The organism is Kribbella sp. NPDC003505, from assembly GCF_040610875.1.
GTDB lineage: Bacteria > Actinomycetota > Actinomycetes > Propionibacteriales > Kribbellaceae > Kribbella.
This window is the reverse complement of record NZ_JBEXNA010000022.1, coordinates 1-19,950: the sequence shown is the minus strand read 5'-3', so window position 1 is coordinate 19,950 and position 19,950 is coordinate 1. Positions and strand designations below refer to the sequence as shown.

The window sequence follows — 19,950 nt, the reverse complement described above, 5'->3', positions numbered from 1 at the left end:
CCCTCCAAGTCTCGCCCGCCGCCGCCCCCCCGCGCCCCCCCGCAACACCCAAAACACCCCCCCAAACAGCTCCGGCCCGTGCCGGCCCCCGCGCCGGGGCGCCCCCCCCCCCCCCCCCCCTTCACTGGTCACTGCTGTACTGCTGTACTGCGGGTGCCGGGGTCAGCTGACCTTCTTCACACCGATCTGCGTCAGGTCGGGGATGCCACCGGTGTTCGGGTCGGCCACGACGTTGTCGAGGTTCGAGCCGACGACGTACACGTTGAGGTCCTGGACGGTCGGCACCAGCGGTGCCGTCTTCATGATCTCGACGTACAGGTCGGACAGACCGGACTCGATCTTCTGCTTGTCGGTCTCGTTGGCCAGCTCGGCCATCTTGTCCCAGCCTGCCTGGCTACGGGCGTAGTTGTTCTGCGCCGCCTTGCCGGGGGCGGTCGTGTCCGGTCCGAAGACCGAGGGCACGATCGTCGTCAGGCTCGCCCAGTCGTAGCACCAGCCGGCGGTGATCAGGTCGGTCGCCGCGGAGTCCTGCTGCTGGGTCGAGTAGTAGTTGTCACCCGGGATCTTCTGGATCTCGACGTTGATCCCGACGGCCTTCCAGGAAGCCTGCGCGGCCTCGGCGGCCTTCACGGCCAGACCGGAGTCCGCGGTGCCCAGGACGAGCTTCTCGCCCTTGTAGCCCGCCTCGGTCAGCAGCTGCTTGGCCTTGGCCGGGTCCCCCTGGTCCGGAACCTTGAAGTTCTCCTCCGGCTTGTAGCCCTCCATGTCCTGCGGAATGATCGAGTCGACCACCTTGGAGAGCCGCTCGCCGCCACGACCGTCGCGGTAGCTGGTCCGGTCCAGACCGACGTACAGCGCTTCGCGGAGCTTCTGGTTCTTCAGCAGCGGCTTCTGCGCGTTGAACGCGATGTAGCGGCGGCAGATGTCGGTGCCCTCGACGACCCGGTCCTTGACGTTGGCCTGGTTCGTCTTGGCGATGTTCTCCGGCTGCACACCGGCGAAGCTCAGCGAGCTCTGGTCGGCCGCGCCGTTCGCGATCAGTCGCTGGTCGACGGTCGCCTCGGCGTCACCGAACTTGAAGATGAACTTGTCCGGACGCGCGTCGCGCAGCGGGTCGGTCTTCTGGTCCCACTGGTCGTTGCGGACCAGCACCAGCTGCTTCTTGCGGGTGTAGGACTCGATCTTGTACGGGCCGCTCGACACCGGGTGGTTGTCGTACTGCGTCTTGGTGTCCTTGGCCTTCGGGACCGGCGAGAAGACCTTCATGCTCGCCGTACCGTCGAAGGAGGCGACCGGGCGGTTCAGCTTGAAGACGATCGTCTTCTCGTCCGGCACCTCGATGGCGGTGCAGCCCTTGCCGTTGTTGTTGTTCGCCACGTACGGGCCCTTGTAGCCCTTGCAGTCGAGGTACTCGTGCGCGTACGGCGCACCCTCGGCCATGTCGGCGGCGAAGGACCGCTCGGCGTTGTACTTGATGTCGGCGGCAACGATCGGCGTGCCGTCCTCGTACTTGATGCCGTCCTTCAGCTTGAAGGTCCAGGTCTTGAAGTCGGGGCTGGACTCGTAGCTGTCGGCGAGGTCCTTCTCGAGGATGATCTTCTTCGCCTTGGCGTCGTACCGGTAGTCCGTCAGGGTCCGGGTGATCAGCTTGCCGATCATGCCGGAGTCGGTGACGAAGTTCCGCGCCGGGTCGAGGTGCTCCACGTCGTTGACGTGGTACACGGTGACGGTGCCCCCCTTGGCACCGGCCGAGGCCTGCCCGGTCGGCGTATTGCTTTCTCCCCCGCCGCAGGCAACCGCGGTCAGGCTCAGACCGAACCCCACGGCGATTGCCACTCCGGTTCGTTTGAGGTGATCCATGGCCAGTGTTTCCTTCCTTGTGTTGACACTTGTCGCCGGGTCACGGCGGCATGAAGAAAGAGATCTACGTCATGTGGCGGTCATCAACTCACGTGTTCACAAACAGCGCAATGCAGATTCGCCCGCTTGACCAGATCGTGATCCCTTCAATGCCGTTGGTACACCGGAGCGAAGCTCTGTGTAGTCGTCAGACCACGTCCCGTTCCTCCGGGAAGTGGCACGCCGCTTGATGGCCCGGGGCGCCGATCTGGACCAGCGGCGGTTCCTCCGCGGCGCAGATCTCCTGCGCCTTCCAGCACCTGGTGCGGAAGCGGCACCCCGAGGGCGGGTTCAGTGGGCTCGGCACGTCGCCGGTCAGCCGGATCCGCTCGCGCCGCTCCTCGGCGTCCGGATCGGCCTCCGGGACCGCGGACAGCAACGCATGCGTGTACGGGTGCCGGGCGTGGTTGTACAACTCGTCCCGGTCGGCGGTCTCGACCACCTTGCCCAGGTACATCACCGCGACCCGGTCGGAGATGTGCCGGATCACCGACAGGTCGTGCGCGATGAACAGGTAGGCCAGGCCGAACTCGTTCTGCAGATCCTCCAGCAGGTTCACGATCTGGGCCTGGATCGACACGTCGAGCGCCGACACCGGCTCGTCGCAGACGATCAGCTTCGGGCGCAGCGCGAGCGCCCGCGCGACGCCGATCCGTTGCCGCTGGCCACCGGAGAACTCGTGCGGGTACCGGTTGTAGTGCTCGGGGTTCAGCCCGACCGTCTCCATCAGCGCCTGAACGGCCTTCTTCGTCCCGCCCTCGGGCTTGGCGCCCTGGATGTCGAACGGCGCCGAGATGATCGTGCCGACCGTCTGCCGGGGATTCAGCGACGAGAACGGGTCCTGGAAGATCATCTGGATGTCGCGCCGAAACGGCCGCATCTTCATCCGGTTCAGGTGCGTGATGTCCGAGCCCTGGAACGAGATCGATCCGCCGGTGGGCTCGTCCAGCCGGGTCACCAGCCGGCCCGTGGTGGTCTTCCCGCAGCCGGACTCACCGACCACGCCGAGCGTCTCGCCGGCGTGGATGCTGAGGTCGACGCCGTCGACCGCCTTCACCGCGCCGGTCTGCTTCTGGAAGATGATCCCCCGGGTGACCGGGAAGTAGCGTTGCAGTCCGCGGGTCTCGAGCAGCAGCTCGCCGCGTGCGGATTCCTTGCCGGCCGTCTGCTCGGCTGCTGTCGTCGTACTCACCAGCGCTCCTCGGCCATCACAGGTTCGGCTTGATCTGCTCGGTGAACAGCTTGCGGCGCTGCTCGGACCGGATGTGGCACCGCACCAGGTGCGGCTCCTGGCCGATCTGCAACAGCTCGGGCAGTTCGGTGGCGCAGTCCGCGCCCTCGACGTGGCCCTGGTAGTCGCAGCGCGGCTGGAACGGGCATCCCTTGGGCAGGTTGATCAGCGACGGCGGCGTACCCCGGATCGACTTGAGCCGGCCGTCGCCGGAGCGGTTCACCCGCGGGATCGAACCGAGCAGACCCCACGTGTACGGCATCTCGGGCCGGTAGAAGATGTCCCGGACGGCACCCGTCTCGACCACCCGGCCGCCGTACATCACGACCACGTTCTCGGTCATCTTGGCCACCACGCCGAGGTCGTGGGTGATCAGGATGATCGCGGAGTTGAACTCCTTCTGCAGATCCTGCATCAGGTCGAGGATCTGGGCCTGCACGGTGACGTCGAGTGCGGTGGTCGGCTCGTCCGCGATCAGCAGCGCCGGGTCGCACATCAGCGCCATCGCGATCATCGCGCGCTGCCGCATACCGCCGGAGAACTGGTGCGGGTAGTCGTAGAAGCGCTTGTCCGGCGCCGGGATGCCGACCCGGTCGAGCAGGTCGATCGCGCGCTTCTTGGCCACCGCCTTCGGCGCGTCGTTGTGCACCAGGTAAGCCTCGGTGAGCTGGTCGCCGACCCGGTAGAACGGATGCATCGCCGACAGCGGGTCCTGGAAGATCATCGCGACCTGCTGGCCGCGCAGCGTCCGCATCTCGGCCACGGACATCCCGACCAGCTCGGCGCCGTCCAGCCAGATCTCGCCGGTCACCTGCGCCCGGCTGCCCTTGTGCAGGCCCATGATCGCCAGGCTGGACACGCTCTTGCCGGAGCCGGACTCGCCGACGATACCGAGCGTCTTGCCGCGCTCCAGGGTGAAGCTCAGCCCGTTCACGGCCTTCACCAGGCCGTCGTCGGTCGGGAAGTGCACCTGCAGGTCCTTGACCTCCAGGAACGGCTTCCGCGAGCGCGCCTCCGCGGGCGTCGCACTGGTCACGGATTCGGTCACCACGCCACCTTCCTCAGGCCAGCCGCACGCGCGGGTCGATGACGGCGTACAGGACGTCGACGATGATGTTCGCGATCACCACGAAGATCGCCGCGAACAGCACCACGCCCATGATCGCGGGCAGGTCGTTGCTGAGCACCGAGTCGATCGAGAACTTGCCGAGCCCGGTGATGCTGAAGATCTGCTCGGTGATCACCGCGCCCCCCAGCAGGCCGCCGACGTCCAGGCCGAAGATGGTCACGATCGGCGTCAGCGCGGACCGCAGCCCGTGCTTGAAGACCACCGTCCGTTCGTCCAGGCCCTTCGCCCGGGCGGTGCGGATGTAGTCCTCGTTCATGGTGTCGATCATGTTCGCTCTGGTCAGCCGGGTGTACAGCGCCGCGTACACCAGCGCGAGCGTCATCCAGGGCAGGATGTAGAACTGCAGCCACTTGACCGGACCGACAGTGAACAAGGCCGCGTTCGCCGTGTCAGGGAACGGGATCCAATCCAGCTTGACGATGAACAGGAAGAGCAGCAGATAGCCGAACACGATGGTCGGGAAGGACACCCCGAACAACGCCAGGCCGACGCTGAACTTGTCGATGAACTTGCCCTTGCGCAGCGCTGCTATCAGGCCGAGCAAGACGCCGGCCACCAACCAGAGGACCGCGGCTCCGACGGCCAGCCAGAGCGTCGACGGGAACGCGTCCTTGATCGAGTTCCAGACCGGGATGCCGTTCTGGTACGACTCCCCGAAGCACGGCCACGGGCAGTTGCGCTCGCTACCCTCCGAGCCGATCGTGCGGCCTCCCGGGCTCACCAGGCCCTGCATGTACTGCCCGTACTGCACGATCAGCGGCTTGTCGAAGCCGTACGTCGCGTTGACCTGGGCGACCGTCTCCGCGTTGCAGTTCTTGCCGCAGATCAGCAGCGCGGGATTGGCCGGCGTGGCCCAGAACAGGAAGAACGTGATCGCGCTGATCACGATCAGCACGAACACCGCCTGGATCAGGCGGCGGATGATGTAACGGCCCACCGGTCAGCTCCTTCCGGCGCGCGGGTCGAGGGCGTCCCGGACCGAGTCGCCGAGCAAGTTGAAGGCCAGCACGGTGATGAACAGCGCCATCCCCGGGAAGAACAGGTACAACGGGTTGCTCTCGATCCACGCGGACGCGTCGGCGATCATCCGGCCCCAGGACGCGGTCGGCTCCTTGATGCCGACACCCAGGAAGGACAGCGCCGCCTCGGCCGTGATGTTGGTCGGCAGCAGCAGCGTCGTGTAGACGAGCAGCGTCGGCAGCAGGTTCGGCAGGACCTGGCGGAAGATCACGTAGTTCGGCCCGGCGCCGAGCGAACGGGCCGCCTCGACGAACTCCCGTTCACGCAGCGAGAGCGTCTGACCACGCACGATCCGGGCCAGGTAGGCCCAGCCGAAGAACCCGAGGACGAACATCAGCACGCCCATCCGAAGGGTGTTGTTGTCCTCCATACCGAACAGGTCCTGGGCCCGCGACGCGACCACCGGCGTCAGCGCCATCACGAACAGCAGCGACGGGAAGCTCAGCATGATGTCCATCAACCGGCTGAGCAGGGTGTCGATCCAGCCGCCGAAGTAGCCCGACACCATCCCGATCACGGTGCCGAGCACGACCGCGATGATGGTGCCGCCGAGCGCCACGAGCAGCGAGACCCGGGTGCCGTAGACCAGCCGGGAGAAGATGTCCCGGCCGTTCTGCGGTTCGACGCCGAGCCAGTGCTCCGAGCTCGTGCCGCTGCCCCACAGGCCGCCGATCGGGATACCGCCGTCGCGGGTGTTCAGCAACGGGTTCCCGTTGGCGTCCAGCTTGTTGAACTGATCGGGTGGGAACCCGTTCAGCTTCACGATCAGCGGCGCGAAGATCGCCACGGCGACGATCAGCAGAATCACTACCGCACTGATGATCGCGACCTTGTCCCGTCGCAGCCTCGCCCAGGCGATCTGGCCCAGTGAGCGGCCCTCGATCTCCTTCGCCTCGGCAGTCTCGACCAGAGCATCTGCCGGCAGTCCCTCATCAGGGGACTGCGTCTCCGATACCCCCAGCGTCATCGCCCGTCACCCGTCCTTCTGGTGATGCACCCCGGACTCTCCGGCCCGGCTGGCCGGGTTCCCGGGAACCCTACGTATCTCGCAGTGTGGACGCCATGGGCAGCCGAAGCTAGTCACCGAATCGTGACCGGTGTGACTTCTGCCACTCAGCGCCGGATTCGCAGCGCCTGGACGAACGGCCGGTCGGGTACCAGCCAGTCACTTTCGTCCAGTTCGTCCCGCGCGAACCAGCGCAGCTCGGTGTGCTCGCGCAGGACCGGATCGCCGGCCACGACCGTCGCCAGGTACACGTGCAGGCGGTACGCAGCCGAGATGTCGACCCCCGGCCCGAGCGACTCGCCGACCTTGATCTCCAGGTCCAGTTCCTCGCGGATCTCCCGGACCGCGGCCTCCTCGTCGGTCTCTCCCGGCTCGACCTTCCCGCCCGGGAACTCCCACCCGCCGTCCGGCCCCGGCCGGTACGCCGCCAGCACCCGGTCGTCCCGCACCACTGCAACTCCCACCACGATCCGCATTCAGACATGATGCTGCCGTGCCGTTGCAGAACAGGGTTCTCCCCACGCAGGACATCGTCGCGGATCCGGGACGCGGTCTCCTGATGGGCAACCGCGGCTGCCTGCACGGCCCCGATCGCCGCCTGGGAGCGGCCCGCTGGCGGTCGAAAGCGTGGATTTCCTGCGTTCTCGACTTCCGGGGCCGGCGTCGCGATCCGATGCCGCCCGGACGGTGGACCGCACTGTTCTTCTTCGACGAGGCCGTCGCTCTGGCGGCCGGCCATCGGCCGTGCGCTTACTGCCGGCGCATGGACTTCCTGCTGTACGCCGATGCCTGGGGTCAACGCCTGCGAGCGCCGGAGATGGACGCGGTCCTGCACGGCCAGCGGGTCGAGTCGCGCACCCGACGGCAGCGCACGTCGACCCAGAAGCTCGCCGATCTGCCCGACGGCGCCATGGTCCGGCTCGACGGTTCCCCGGCGCTGGTGCTCGGCCGGCGGGTGCTGCCGTGGTCGTGGGAGGGGTACGGCGAGCCGCTGCGACCGGCCGGCCCGATCGAGGTCGAGACCCTCACGCCGCCGGCGAATCTTCTTGTGCTGCAGGGCGGATACGCCCCATTACTCCACCCGTCGGCACGCTCGCAACTGAGGTAAGCCTAACTGGAAACACGCCGTACCGAGGGGTCTTCCGTTGGGCGCTCGGCAGGGGCAAAGTGTGCCCATACTGACAGCTACAAAACCATTACTGGAGTCGGCATGGGTGAAGGCACCAACAGCCCAGGCAACATCGCCGCGGTCGTCCGCGCGCTCGAAGGGTTACACGCTGCCGTCGGCAAACTCAGCCAGGAGTACGGTGACACCCTCGGCATCCGCCGCCTGGTGTCCGACGTGGCCCGGTTGAGCGACGACCTCGCGGAGCTGGGCCCGCCCGACCCCAGGCACAGGCCCGGACCAGTTCCGGAGGAACTCGAGGAGATTCCCGACGTGGAGTATGACGCGTCCATGTGGACCGACGCGGAACACGAAGGCTTCGGCGCGCCTGACAGGCACGCTCCCTGATGGCTACCGGAGTAAGCGCGCCAGGTCGCGCGCAAATTGGCCTCAAGACCGCAAGAACGGATCGTTGGTGGCTCGCGCCGCTGCGCATCGGCGTGATCCTGCTGTTCTTCATCGTCTACGCGACGGTCCGGATCTTCATGAACAAGTGGTACTGGGTCGACGCGTACCACTACCTCACGCCGCTGTACTCGCCGTGCATCACGAGTAGCTGTGTCGAGGGCTCCAGCCACCTCGGCACCTGGTTCGGCGCCTTCCCGCGCTTCCTGCCGTTCAGCCTGATCACATTCGTGATCCTGGCCGGCTTCCGCGGCACCTGCTACTACTACCGCAAGGCGGGCTACCGGTCGCTGTTCTTCGCGCCGGCCGCCTGCGCCGTGCCCGAGCCGCACAAGACCTACACCGGAGAGCGGAAGTTCCCGCTGGTCGCGCTGAACCTGCACCGCTACTTCTTCTACGGCGCGCTGGTCTTCGGTCTGCTGAACATCTACGACGGCATCCAGGCCTTCCACGGCAAGGACGGCGGCTTCGGCATCGGCCTGGGCACGGTGATCATCTGGATCAACCTGGTGTTCCTGTGGCTGTACACGCTGTCCTGCCACGCCTGCCGGCACATCGTCGGCGGCCGGCTGAAGAACTTCTCCAAGCACCCGATGCGCTACCGGTACTGGACCTTCGTGTCCAAGCTGAACCCGAGGCACGGCACCTTCGCGATGACGTCGCTGTTCACCGTGATCCTGACCGACTTCTACATCATGGCGCTCTCGGCCGGCTGGTTCTCCGACCTGCGCATCATCAACTGAGCTGTATCTCTTGATTTGGGACTTCCTTAGACATGACTGAGCTGGAACGACACTCCTACGACGTCGTCGTGATCGGGGCCGGCGGCGCCGGCCTGCGCGCGGCGATCGAGGCCCGCGAACAGGGCAAGAAGACCGCGATCATCTGCAAGTCGCTGTTCGGCAAGGCACACACCGTGATGGCCGAGGGCGGTTGCGCCGCCGCGATGGGCAACGCGAACTCCAACGACAACTGGCAGGTCCACTACCGCGACACGATGCGCGGCGGGAAGTTCCTGAACAACTGGCGGATGGCCGAACTGCACGCGCAGGAGGCGCCCGACCGGGTCTGGGAGCTGGAGACGTACGGCGCGCTGTTCGACCGCACGCCGGACGGCCGGATCAGCCAGCGCAACTTCGGCGGCCACACCTACCCGCGGCTCGCGCACGTCGGAGACCGCACCGGCCTGGAGCTGATCCGCACGCTGCAGCAGAAGATCGTCTCGCTGCAGCAGGAGGACTTCGAGGCCACCGGCGACTACGAGGCGAACCTCAAGGTGTACGCCGAGTGCACGATCACCGAGCTGCTCAAGGACGGCGACGCGATCTCCGGCGCCTTCGGCTACTGGCGCGAGTCCGGGCGGTTCGTGCTGTTCGAGGCGCCGGCCGTCGTGCTGGCGACCGGCGGCGTCGGCAAGTCCTTCAAGGTCACCTCGAACTCCTGGGAGTACACCGGTGACGGGCACGCGCTGGCGATGCGGGCCGGCGCGACGCTGATCAACATGGAGTTCATCCAGTTCCACCCGACCGGCATGGTCTGGCCGCCGTCGGTGAAGGGCATCCTGGTCACCGAGTCGGTCCGCGGTGACGGCGGCGTGCTGAAGAACTCCGAGGGCAAGCGGTTCATGTTCGAGTACGTGCCCGACGTGTTCCGGGCGCAGTACGCCGAGACCGAGGACGAGGCGGACCGCTGGTACAAGGACCCGGACAACAACCGGCGCCCGCCGGAGCTGCTGCCCCGTGACGAGGTCGCCCGCGCGATCAACTCCGAGGTCAAGGCCGGCCGCGGTACGCCGCACGGAGGCGTGTTCCTGGACGTGTCGTCGCGGCTCCCGGCCGAGGAGATCACCCGGCGGCTGCCGTCGATGCACCACCAGTTCAAGGAGCTGGCCGACGTCGACATCACCGCGGAGCCGATGGAGGTCGGCCCGACCTGTCACTACGTGATGGGCGGCGTCGAGGTCGACCCGGACACCGCGCAGTCGAAGGTGCCCGGCCTGTTCGCGGCCGGTGAGGTCGCCGGCGGTATGCACGGGTCGAACCGGCTCGGCGGCAACTCGCTGTCCGACCTGCTCGTCTTCGGGCGGCGAGCCGGCATGGGCGCGGCGACGTACGTCGACGGTCTCGGCGGCAACCGGCCGGCGATCAGCGAGGCCGACGTCGACGCGGCCGCGGCGGAGGCACTCGCCCCGTTCGAGCTCGAGGGCGGCGAGAACCCGTACTCGATCCACCAGGAGCTCCAGCAGTCGATGAACGACCTGGTCGGCATCATCCGCAAGGAAGAGGAGATGGAGCAGGCGCTCGGCCGGCTGGCCGCGTTCCGCGGCCGGATCGCCAAGATGACGGTGGAGGGCCACCGCCAGTTCAACCCCGGCTGGCACCTGGCGCTCGACCTGCGCAACATGCTCACCGTGTCGGAGTGCGTGGCGAAGGCGGCGCTGCAGCGGCAGGAGTCGCGCGGCGGTCACACCCGCGACGACTACCCGGCGATGTCGGCCGAGTGGCGCAAGAAGCTGCTGGTCTGCGCGCTCGACGCCGACGGCGGCGTGAGCGTGACCGAGGAGCAGCAGATCCCGATGCGCGAGGACCTGCTGGAGTTGTTCGAGGTCGACGAGCTGAAGAAGTACCTCACCGAAGAGGAGTTGCCGACAGCATGAGCTACACAGGCAAATTCCGCGTCTGGCGTGGGGACGCCGAGGGCGGCGAGCTCAAGGACTACGAGGTCGAGGTGAACGAGGGCGAGGTCGTCCTCGACGTCATCCACCGGCTGCAGGCCACCCAGACGCCGGACATGGCGGTGCGGTGGAACTGCAAGGCCGGCAAGTGCGGCTCGTGCAGCGCCGAGATCAACGGCATGCCGAAGCTGATGTGCATGTGCCGGATGAACACCTTCGCCGAGGACGAGGTCGTCACGGTCACGCCGATGCGCACCTTCCCGGTGATCCGCGACCTGGTCACCGACGTGTCGTACAACTACCAGAAGGCGCGCGAGGTGCCGGCCTTCAAGCCGCCGGCGGACCTGAAGCCCGGTGAGTACCGGATGCAGCAGGTCGATGTCGAGCGGTCGCAGGAGTTCCGCAAGTGCATCGAGTGCTTCCTGTGCCAGGACACCTGCCACGTGATCCGGGACCACGAGGAGAACAAGGAGAGCTTCTCCGGTCCGCGGTTCCTGATGCGGATCGCCGAGCTGGACATGCACCCGCTCGACGCCGCCGACCGGCAGAAGGCCGCCCAGGAGCAGCACGGCCTGGGCTTCTGCAACATCACCAAGTGCTGCACCGAGGTGTGCCCCGAGCACATCAAGATCACCGACAACGCGCTGATCCCGATGAAGGAGCGCGTCGCCGACCGCAAGTACGACCCGCTGGTCTGGCTCGGCAACAAGATCCGCCGCCGCCCGGCCTGACGCACCGCACCCGCGCCCCCTGGCCCCACCCCGGAGCCAGGGGGCGCCCCATGTGGTGCTGGTGGTGATTCACCCGCGCGGGGGAGCCGTGGGCGGGGCGTTGGCGCCTAGGGTTCGGGGCATGGATGTTGTGGTGCTGCGGCTGGTGAATCTGGTCGCGTTCATGCTGATCTTCGTGCCGATCTCGCAGCGGCTGCTCGGCGTGCGGTTCGGGCTCGGGCGGCTCGCGGTCGGTGCGCTGATCACGCTGAGCGTCTCCGGGCCGCTGGCGATCGCGATGATCGGTACGCCGCCGTGGACCGGGTCGAACGGCGCCGCGATCGCGTTCATGGTGCTGATCGTGCTCTGCTCGATGCTCGCCGGGCTGGTGTTCCTGGTGCTCGCCGAGGCGCTGGTGCCGACCGGATCGTTGCCGCGGGCCCGTGATCTGCGGCGGGACCTGAGCGGGCGGATCGCCCGCGGCCGGCGGTACCTGCAGATCCTCCGGATCGCGATCAAGCACGGCCTCGGGCCGTACCTGCGCGGCCGTCGCCGCCCGGGCCGGGAGAACGCCGCCGGCCAGGCCGAGCTGGCCAGGTCGCTGCGGCTCGCGCTCGACGAGGCCGGTGTCACGTTCGTGAAGCTCGGCCAGGTCCTGTCCACCCGCAGCGACGTCGTCCCGGCCTCGGTCGCCGCCGAGCTCAGCCGCCTCCAGGACCAGGTCACCGCGGCGCCCTGGGCGCAGATCGAGGAGGTCCTCGCCGACGAGCTCGGCGGGCCGCCGGACCGGTTGTACGCCGACTTCGACACGGAGCCGCTCGCCGCCGCCTCCGTCGCGCAGGTCTACACCGCCCGGCTCGCCGACGGCACGGACGTGGTGGTGAAGGTCCAGCGGCCCGGGATCGCCGCCGTCGTCGACCGCGACCTCGACATCGTCCGCCGTCTCGCCCGGCTGCTCGAACGCAACACCGACTGGGGCCGCTCGATGGGTGTCCGGGCGCTCGCCGACGGTTTCGCGGACGCGATGCGCGAGGAGCTGGACTTCACCGTCGAGGCCGGCAACATGACCACCGTGGCCGCCGGCCAGTCCGTTGCTGCCAGCAAGGAACTCGTGGTTCCGCGACTCTACCCGGAGCGCTCGGCCGGCCGGGTGCTGACCATGCAACGGCTCGACGGCGTCGGCCTCGGCAACGCGAACCAGGCGATCGCGGACCGCGGACTGGATCCGGAGCGCCTCGGCCGCGCGCTGTTCGAGTGCCTGCTCGGCCAGGTCGCGATCGACGGGGTCTTCCACGCCGATCCGCACCCGGGCAACTTCCTGCTGCTCGCCGACGGCCGGATCGGCATGCTCGATCTCGGCTCTGTCGGCCGCCTCGACCCGGCCACCCGGGAGGCGCTGCAGCGGTTCCTGCTCGCGGTCGACCGGGGCGACCCGGTGGCCGCCACCGACGCGCTGCTGGAGATCGTCCACCGTCCCGACGTCGTCGACGAGCGCTCGCTCGAACGAGCCGTCGGTCAGTTCATGACCAAGCACCTCTCGGCCGGCGTCTCCCTCGGGCCGGCGATGTTCAACGACCTGTTCAAGATCATCACCTCGCACGAGCTCGGCGTACCCCCGGAGGTCGCCGCGGTGTTCCGCGCGCTCGCCACGATCGAGGGGACCATCTCCCGGATCTCCCCCGGCTTCGACCTGATGGCGGCGTCGCGCGAGTTCGCGACCGCGCATGTCACCGACCGGCTCACGCCCGACGCGCTGCGCCGTACGGCGACCGAGGAGCTCGCCACGCTGCTGCCGATGCTGCGCCGGCTGCCGCGCCGGATCGACCGGATCGCCGCGGCCGCGGAGAGCGGCCGGCTCGGCGTGAACGTGCGGCTGCTCGCCGACGAACGCGATCGCCGGCACTTCACCGGCCTGCTCCACCAGGCGCTGCTGGCGGTGCTCGGCGCGACCGCGGGCATCATGGCCGTCCTGCTGCTCGGGACGCCGGGCGGCCCGAAGGTCACGGAGTCGATGACGCTGTTCCAGTTGCTCGGCTACAACCTGCTGGTGATCTGCGCGGTGCTCGTCCTGCGCGTGCTGGTGCTGATCTTCCGGCTGCCCGGCCATCGGGCGACTTGACTTCAACCTCACTTCACCTTTGACGATGGCGGGCATGACGATCACCGATCAGGCCCGCCCCCGACTGTTCACCGGACAGCACCTGCCCCTGGTGCTCGGAGTGATCGGACTGGTCACGCTCGGCGCGTTCGAGAACCGCGCGGTCGGCACGGCGCTGCCCACGATGGTGCGCGAGTTCGGCGCGCTCGGCAGCTTCGGCCTCGCGAACGCGGCGCCGAACGCGAGCTACCTGATCTCGCTCGCGATCGCCGGCCTCTGGTCCGACCGGCGCGGCCCGATCCCGACGCTGCGCGCGGGCGCGATCTCGTTCACGCTCGCGCAGCTGCTGGTCGGCACGGCGACCGCCATGCCGATGGTGATCGCGGGACGGCTGCTCAGCGGCCTCGCCGAGGGGCTGCTCGACGTGTCGTTGATGGTGCTCGTGGCCCGCGCGCTCCCCGCCGTACTGCGGCCGCGGATGTTCTCGCTGTTCGCGGCGATGTGGATCCTGCCGTCGGTGCTCGGGCCGGCGCTGACCGGTGTGGTCACGGAGCAGTTCGGCTGGCGCTGGGTGTTCCTCGGCGCACTCGTGCTGCTGGTGCCGAGCTGGCTGCTGCTCCGGCCGGCGATGCGTCAGTCGGCCGGCACCCCGGCACCGGAGCGGACGGCCGAGGACGCGGCCGAGCTCGAGGCGTGGCGGGCCGCGCTGCCGTGGGCTCTCGCCGCCTCCGTCGCACTGTTCTCGATGACGCTGGCCGGTGACCACCTGGAAGCACATCCGTTCCTCGGCGGTACGGCGATCGTCGTGGCGCTGGCCGTACTCGGACGTGCCGCCGTCCGCGTGATGCCCGCCGGCACGTTCACCGCGCGCCGGGGCTTCCCCGCGGTGGTCGCCGTCCGCGGACTCGGCGGCGCCGCATTCGCCGGCGTCGGTGCTTATCTTCCGCTGCTGCTCACGCTGCAGCACGACTTCAGCCCGTCGCGGGCCGGGGTGACACTGTCGATCACCGGCGTCTGCTGGGCCTTCGGGTCGTGGCTCCAGGGCCGTGAGCACGGGATCGAACGGGTCACTGTCCTGCGGACCGGGCTCGCGTTCATGACCTTGGGCCTGCTCGTGACGTCTCTGCTCGCGTGGACGGACGCGACGACCTGGATCGGGCTGATCGGCTGGGGCTTCGCGGGTATCGGCATGGGACTGAGCTCGTCGAGTCTCTCGGTCCTCACCCTCGACCTGTCCGACCAGGGCAACTCCGGGCGCAACAGCAGCGCCGGCCAGATGGCGGCGACGATGAGCATCGCCACCGGTCTCGCGATCAGCGGCACCCTGCTCGCCTTCAACGCCGACGACCCGCGGCCGTGGGTCTTCGGCGTGATCGTCACCGCCGGCGCCGCGCTCGCGCTGCTCGGCTTCCTGGCGGCGCCACGGGCCCGGCGACACTGATCGAAACTGCGCAGATCTGGAATTCTTCGGTCACAAAACTTCATACGACGCCTTGACGCGCCTCGGTACCCGTTTTACGGTGAGGACCGAAATTCCGGCGGGAGGAGCGGCTCGTGAGGAAGACCGGCTTGTTGCTGACAGCAATTACCTTGGTGGTCGGCCTGCTCCAGGCAGGCGCCGCGCAGGCGGTCGCGCCGCCCGGGGTGTTCCAGGACTTCGAGACCGACGGCGACCTGCAGGGCGCGTCCGTCACGCTGCCGCAGGCCGACCGGATCGAGCGCACCGCCGACCCGACGCACGGCGGCTCCAGCCTGAAGTTCACCGTTGGCCCGTCCAACACACCGGGCGCGACCGCCTCGTCGGGTGTCAACCTGTACGCCGGGACGCCCAGCCTCCCGGTCTCGGACTGGTCCGGCCACCTCGTGCTCGGCTTCGACTTCTTCACCGAGCAGGACTACACGACCGTCGGCCGGATCACCGTCCGGGACCAGTCGAACAAGGCCTGGGGTATGGACTACCCGATCCGGGCCCGCGACTGGACCCCGATCACGCTGCGGATGACGACGATCGCCGCCGCCGGTGTCGACATCACCCGGATCGCCTACATCGGCTTCTCGATGCCGCGGTCGAAGACGCCTGTCATCGGTCACTACGACGCGTTCCGGCTCGTCGACACCTACCCGTACGACCAAACGCCGTACGGCGATTTGGCGGCCGCGCAACTGCTGCGGCTGGCCGACTTCGACGGCGTGCTGACCAAGCTCGCCGGGCAGATCGCGGGGCTCGACAGATCGCTCGGGCACGGCCCTGCGGACGAGCGGCTGCGCGCCCAGGTGGACGCCGCGGCGGCGCAGTGCGCGGAGTTGCGGCAGAAGCTCACGGCGGGTCCGATGACGTACGCGCAGTACCAGCCGTTCAACGCGGGCGTCACCGCGCTGCAGCGGACCGTGCCGCGCCTGTCGAACACCATCGAGGCCCGGGCGCACGACCGGCTGGCCGACTTCGGTGTGGAGTCCGCCGACTCGATGGCCTTGGTGTACCCGAAGGACCTGCCGTTCACCTCGACCGGTACGGCGCCGACGGTGTCGCTGACCCGCGGCGAGTACGAGAACGTCCAGGCCGTCGTCCTGCCGTTCGCCGAGCCGCTGTCCGGGGTACAGGCCCGGGTCACGTCCGTGTCCGGCCAGGGCGCGCTGCAGGCGACCGTCGCGCCGGTCGGTTCGCTGAACGTGGCGCCGACGAACGTGTACCACCGCCCGACGTACGCCGGTTGGACACCGGACCCGATCCGCGACGACCTGACGACGGTCGACGTACCGGCGGACTCGTTCCAGCCGTACTGGATCCGGCTGAAGGCGTCAGCGACTGCCCGGCCCGGCACCTACCACGTGACAGTCGCCTTCAGTGCGGCCGGGAAGCAGGCCAGGACCATGACCGTGGCGGCCAAGGTCTGGCCTGTGACGGTGCCCGATGCGCCGAAGCTCAACACCTCGTTCCAGTTCACGCCCGCGATCGTCAACGACATCTACGGCATCACCGACCCGGCGGAGCAGGAGGCGACCAAGCATCGGTACTGGTCCTTCCTGCACGACTACAAGATCGAGCCCGACCAGCTCTACACCTGCTCGTGCATCCCCTCGAACGCGAACCCGGTGATCGTGCCGACCCCGGTCGACGACGTGCTGTACATCCGGGACCACTACGGGCTGCGCGACTTCAACGCGTTCTACCTGTGGGCCGGGATGCTCAACCCGTCCAAGCCGGAGACCTGGCAGGCGCAGATCGACACCTGGATCGCGCAGTTGCGGGCCGCGATGGACAGCTACCGCGCGGCAGGCGTCGACAAGTACGCCTACGTGTACGGCTTCGACGAGGCGAACGGACCGCTGCTGCAGGCGGCCAAGCAGACGTTCGCCGCCGTGAAGCAGGCGTTCCCGGAGCTGCCGATCATGACCACGCTGCGCGACAACTCGATGGGCGTCGACACCGGCCTGGCCGGCCTCGTCGACATCTGGACCCCGCAACAGGACCTCTACAACCAGGCGGTGGCCGAGCGCACCCGGGCCCGCGGCGACCAGGCCTGGTGGTACCCGGACATCGCCACCGGCTCACCGCTGCCCAACTGGTTCAACGGCTATCCGCCGATCGACGCCCGGACGTTGGTCGGGCCAATGTCTTACAAGGCCGGCGTGGAAGGCGTCCTGTACTACGCGACCAACCGCTGGCTCCGCGCTGATCACGCGAACCAGCTGCTCGTGAACGACGGGATCCTGTCCGCCTGGAAGGCGGCGACCTTCAACGGCACGGCGGGCGACGGGTCGATGTTCTATCCCGGGCCGACCGGTCCGATGGCCTCGATCCGGCTGGAGAACTTCCGCGACGGGATGGAGGACTACAACCTCCTCTGGCTGTTGCGGCACGAGCTGCAGACCACCTCGGGCCTCCCGCCCGAGCTCAAGGCACACGCCGCCGAACTGCTCACCGCGGACGACGTGGTCACCGACCAGCGGACCTTCACCGAGGACCCCGGCCGCTACCGGTCCTGGCGCACCGACGTCATCGCGACGCTCACCACCATCGGGGGTCTAGAGTGAGCGCATGGCTGACCTCTTGACCGACGACCAGATCGACCTCGCGTTGCGCGACCACCTGCCGCACTGGAAGGTCGTCGACAACGAACTGGTCCGGAGCGTCAAGAGCGACACGTTCCTGGACGGCATCCGGCTGGTGGCCACCGTCGCGCAGCTCGCGGAGTCGATGAACCACCACCCGGACATCGACATCCGCTACACCACGGTCACCTTCCGGGTCAGCAGCCACGACGCCGGCGGTATCACCGACGACGACCTGGTGCTGGCCCGGCACATCGACACCGCCGCCGGCTGACCTCTTCCCGTCATGGCGCTTGTCGGCCACGACAAGCGCTGGGTTGCAGTGAGGTCATGCCCTTACACATAAGGGCATGACCTCACGCCCCTTTGTCCTCGCGGCCGCGGCCGTCGCCCTGCTCGGCGTCCTTCCCGTACCAGCTGGTGCGGCGACACCAGCCCCGTCGTGGAACCGGCCGCACTGCGGCAAGGTGTACGGCGACGGCTCGGTGACATTCACCGAGACCGACGGGCGGGTGCTCGCCGACACGACCAACAAGCTGCTGCCGGTGACCTACGCGAAGGTCGCGGCGCTGCAGGAAGTCAACACGCTCGTCAGCATCGGAAAGCAGACGATCCAGCGTTCCAGCGACGCCGGCTGCAGCTGGCAGTTGCTCGACAAGGTGCCGGACGACCTGAGCACGTACGACGTCCAGCCGGGGCCGGACGACTCGGCGTACGTCTACAGCGTCAACGACCAGCCGATCCATCGCGTGCACGGCTCCGAGGTGACCACCGTTCTCGGTCCGGTCGTCGGGGGCGGGCTGGCCGCGCTGGACGCAAGGTCCGGGCGTTTGCGGGCTGTGGCCGGTGACGGGCAGCTGTACGACTCCTCGGACGACGGGGTCACGTGGCAGCGGGTCGGCGTACCGGCGGCTGCCGATCTGTTCCTGTACGACGCCGTGGTGGATCCGCGGGACCCGGACCACGTGGTGATCGGGGTGATGTCGGACGGGGTGTACGTGACCTTCGACGGCGGGCGGACGTGGACGCGGTCGCGACCGGTGGAACGGGTGAACGCCTTCAGCCTCGCGATCTCCCCGGCCGACCCGTCGAAGGTCTGGGTGGAGGGCTATGACCGGGACCGATCGACCCGGTTCATCTGGGAGTCGGCCGACGGCGGGCAGAAGTTCCGCGAGGTGCTGGACCAGACCCGCGCCGACCTCGTCAACGGCAACCACATGTGGGCCTCACCGGTCGACCCCGACCTGCTCTACTTCAGCTACGGCACGTCGTTCATGAACTTCGGCGCCGACCTCTACCGCTTCGTCCCCTCCACCGGCACCCTCACCAAACAACACAACCCCCACGACGGCATCCCGTCCCTGGCCTTCAACCCCACCAACCCCGCCATCCTCTATCTGGGCCTGGCCGAAGAACGCTGAGAAGATGGCCGGCGCCTGGCTGGGCTCGGCATGCCGGTGGCTGTGCTTGGACGACCGTCCGCTTTGGCTGTCCCGGCAGGTCGTGCTGGTACAGCTGTACCTACGGCAGAACGTCAGCCAGACGCTTCGATCATGCAGCTGCTGCAACCGCGCGGTAGCGGTCGGGGTCCTTGGTCCCGACGGAGCCTGCGCGTCCTGTAGGCACGACCGGGACGCTGGCTGGTGCCGAACCCGGGGCGAAGGGCATGCACAGCGTGAGCCAGTCATCGGCGGCGCCGCGCGGGTTGCTGGCATTAGCTGTCGATTCGTTTCCAGCATGGGTGTCGTACGGCTTGCTGGGGGTAGACAGCGGTAGGGGGTCTGCCTCAGAGGGTTCCCGGCGGTCTGTACTCAGGCCCGAGCGTGGACGAGCGGCGAGAGACTTGCGTCGGCTCCTGAACAGCCCCGTGTGTGCGAACTCGTCGTGTGTACGCAGGCTGAGGTGGGACCTGGACGACACGGCCGGGCGAATCGGGTCGGCCGCGATCTGTCGGCGAGGTAACCATCCGCCAGGTCGGGGCGCGATCTGTCGGCGAGGTAACCATCCGCCAGGTCGGGGCGCGATCTGTCGGCGAGGTAACCATCCGCCAGGTCCTCATCCCCAGACCTCCTGCCCCGAGCACAACCATCCGGCCCCTCGGCCCCCACCACGCCGCCGACCGGCACCCACCAGCCCCCACCCACGGCACGCCCCAACCACCCACCACCCAGATCAACAACACCCGACCCGCCACAGCACAACAGCCTCCCGACCCGCGTGCCCGAGGGTAGAAGGCCGTTGTGCTGTCCGGCCTCAACCGGTCGCCGCGAACTCCGCCGCCTGCTGCAGAGCGGCCTCATCCGCCCGCCACCGCGACCGGTCCACGCTGGCGTCTCCGTCACCAGCTGGATGGACGACCTGCAGTGCCCCACATCCAGGCTCCGCGCCTGCCGATGCCGTACGACGTGGCTCCGCACCCGGCCCCGCCGTACCACCCGGCCCCGCCGTCCGGCGTGGCTGAGTGTCCGGCCCCGCCGTCCGGCGTGGCTGAGTGTCCGGCCCCGCCGTCCGGCGTGGCTGAGTGTCCGGCCCCGCCGTCCGGCGTGGCTGAGTGTCCGGC

General features: G+C 68.4%; 16 protein-coding genes. 10 read left to right on the top strand and 6 right to left on the bottom strand.

Annotated elements, in window-relative coordinates; all coding sequences use genetic code 11:
• Positions 1–162: 162 nt before the first annotated feature.
• The 6 genes from ABZX12_RS42700 to ABZX12_RS42675 form a co-directional block, all read right to left on the bottom strand.
• Positions 163–1,836, bottom strand: coding sequence for an ABC transporter substrate-binding protein (locus ABZX12_RS42700; RefSeq protein ID WP_355701214.1), 1,674 nt, complete (start codon positions 1,834–1,836; stop codon positions 163–165).
• 211 nt (positions 1,837–2,047) lie between these two features.
• Complete coding sequence (locus ABZX12_RS42695) at positions 2,048–3,091, bottom strand: dipeptide ABC transporter ATP-binding protein (RefSeq protein ID WP_355701213.1); 1,044 nt, start codon at positions 3,089–3,091, stop codon at positions 2,048–2,050.
• A gap of 16 nt (positions 3,092–3,107) precedes the next feature.
• A complete protein-coding gene (locus tag ABZX12_RS42690; RefSeq protein WP_355701212.1) occupies positions 3,108–4,178 on the bottom strand; it encodes an ABC transporter ATP-binding protein in 1,071 nt (356 codons plus the stop codon).
• Positions 4,179–4,191: 13 nt separating this feature from the next.
• On the bottom strand, positions 4,192–5,196 hold the full coding sequence (locus ABZX12_RS42685) for an ABC transporter permease (protein ID WP_355701211.1): 1,005 nt from the start codon (positions 5,194–5,196) through the stop codon (positions 4,192–4,194).
• A 3-nt stretch (positions 5,197–5,199) separates the two neighbouring features.
• Positions 5,200–6,246, bottom strand: a complete 1,047-nt coding sequence (locus tag ABZX12_RS42680) for an ABC transporter permease (RefSeq protein ID WP_355701210.1) — start codon at positions 6,244–6,246, stop codon at positions 5,200–5,202.
• A 146-nt stretch (positions 6,247–6,392) separates the two neighbouring features.
• Positions 6,393–6,761 (bottom strand): (deoxy)nucleoside triphosphate pyrophosphohydrolase, encoded by a 369-nt coding sequence (locus tag ABZX12_RS42675; protein ID WP_355701209.1) that lies wholly within the window; start codon positions 6,759–6,761, stop codon positions 6,393–6,395.
• A 17-nt stretch (positions 6,762–6,778) separates the two neighbouring features.
• On the opposite strand from ABZX12_RS42675, the gene ABZX12_RS42670 reads away from it, so the two are divergent.
• From ABZX12_RS42670 to ABZX12_RS42625, 10 genes are all read left to right on the top strand, one after another.
• Positions 6,779–7,393 (top strand): hypothetical protein, encoded by a 615-nt coding sequence (locus ABZX12_RS42670; protein ID WP_355701208.1) that lies wholly within the window; start codon positions 6,779–6,781, stop codon positions 7,391–7,393.
• 102 nt (positions 7,394–7,495) lie between these two features.
• Positions 7,496–7,798, top strand: coding sequence for a hypothetical protein (locus tag ABZX12_RS42665; RefSeq protein WP_355701207.1), 303 nt, complete (start codon positions 7,496–7,498; stop codon positions 7,796–7,798).
• Positions 7,798–8,598 carry a hypothetical protein gene (locus tag ABZX12_RS42660; protein WP_355701206.1) on the top strand — a complete coding sequence of 267 codons (801 nt, stop codon included), beginning with the start codon at positions 7,798–7,800 and terminating at the stop codon, positions 8,596–8,598. The genes ABZX12_RS42665 and ABZX12_RS42660 overlap by 1 nt, the downstream gene beginning before the upstream one ends.
• Positions 8,599–8,630: 32 nt before the next feature.
• Positions 8,631–10,511: a fumarate reductase/succinate dehydrogenase flavoprotein subunit gene (locus ABZX12_RS42655; protein ID WP_355701205.1), complete on the top strand. Its 1,881-nt coding sequence runs from the start codon at positions 8,631–8,633 to the stop codon at positions 10,509–10,511.
• On the top strand, positions 10,508–11,260 hold the full coding sequence (locus tag ABZX12_RS42650; RefSeq protein ID WP_355701204.1) for a succinate dehydrogenase/fumarate reductase iron-sulfur subunit: 753 nt from the start codon (positions 10,508–10,510) through the stop codon (positions 11,258–11,260). Before ABZX12_RS42655 ends, ABZX12_RS42650 begins: the two co-directional genes overlap by 4 nt.
• 121 nt (positions 11,261–11,381) lie before the next feature.
• Positions 11,382–13,358 (top strand): AarF/UbiB family protein, encoded by a 1,977-nt coding sequence (locus tag ABZX12_RS42645; protein WP_355701203.1) that lies wholly within the window; start codon positions 11,382–11,384, stop codon positions 13,356–13,358.
• A 34-nt stretch (positions 13,359–13,392) separates the two neighbouring features.
• The gene (locus ABZX12_RS42640) at positions 13,393–14,778 is read left to right on the top strand and encodes an MFS transporter (RefSeq protein ID WP_355701202.1); all 1,386 of its coding nucleotides are present in this window, start codon (positions 13,393–13,395) and stop codon (positions 14,776–14,778) included.
• Between the two features lie 113 nt (positions 14,779–14,891).
• Positions 14,892–17,372 (top strand): glycoside hydrolase domain-containing protein, encoded by a 2,481-nt coding sequence (locus tag ABZX12_RS42635; protein WP_355701201.1) that lies wholly within the window; start codon positions 14,892–14,894, stop codon positions 17,370–17,372.
• A gap of 4 nt (positions 17,373–17,376) precedes the next feature.
• Positions 17,377–17,664 (top strand): 4a-hydroxytetrahydrobiopterin dehydratase, encoded by a 288-nt coding sequence (locus ABZX12_RS42630; RefSeq protein WP_355701200.1) that lies wholly within the window; start codon positions 17,377–17,379, stop codon positions 17,662–17,664.
• A gap of 76 nt (positions 17,665–17,740) precedes the next feature.
• Positions 17,741–18,811, top strand: coding sequence for a hypothetical protein (locus ABZX12_RS42625; RefSeq protein WP_355701199.1), 1,071 nt, complete (start codon positions 17,741–17,743; stop codon positions 18,809–18,811).
• The last annotated feature ends 1,139 nt before the right edge of the window (positions 18,812–19,950 follow it).

What these genes read in the sequence shown, in the direction of transcription:
- ABZX12_RS42680 (WP_355701210.1), bottom strand. Translation starts at nt 6,246, where the DNA reads ATGACGCTGGGGGTATCGGAGACGCAGTCCCCTGATGAGGGACTGCCG.
- ABZX12_RS42675 (WP_355701209.1), bottom strand. Translation starts at nt 6,761, where the DNA reads ATGCGGATCGTGGTGGGAGTTGCAGTGGTGCGGGACGACCGGGTGCTG.
- ABZX12_RS42665 (WP_355701207.1), top strand. Translation starts at nt 7,496, where the DNA reads ATGGGTGAAGGCACCAACAGCCCAGGCAACATCGCCGCGGTCGTCCGC.
- ABZX12_RS42660 (WP_355701206.1), top strand. Translation starts at nt 7,798, where the DNA reads ATGGCTACCGGAGTAAGCGCGCCAGGTCGCGCGCAAATTGGCCTCAAG.
- ABZX12_RS42655 (WP_355701205.1), top strand. Translation starts at nt 8,631, where the DNA reads ATGACTGAGCTGGAACGACACTCCTACGACGTCGTCGTGATCGGGGCC.
- ABZX12_RS42650 (WP_355701204.1), top strand. Translation starts at nt 10,508, where the DNA reads ATGAGCTACACAGGCAAATTCCGCGTCTGGCGTGGGGACGCCGAGGGC.
- ABZX12_RS42645 (WP_355701203.1), top strand. Translation starts at nt 11,382, where the DNA reads ATGGATGTTGTGGTGCTGCGGCTGGTGAATCTGGTCGCGTTCATGCTG.
- ABZX12_RS42640 (WP_355701202.1), top strand. Translation starts at nt 13,393, where the DNA reads ATGACGATCACCGATCAGGCCCGCCCCCGACTGTTCACCGGACAGCAC.
- ABZX12_RS42630 (WP_355701200.1), top strand. Translation starts at nt 17,377, where the DNA reads ATGGCTGACCTCTTGACCGACGACCAGATCGACCTCGCGTTGCGCGAC.
- ABZX12_RS42625 (WP_355701199.1), top strand. Translation starts at nt 17,741, where the DNA reads ATGACCTCACGCCCCTTTGTCCTCGCGGCCGCGGCCGTCGCCCTGCTC.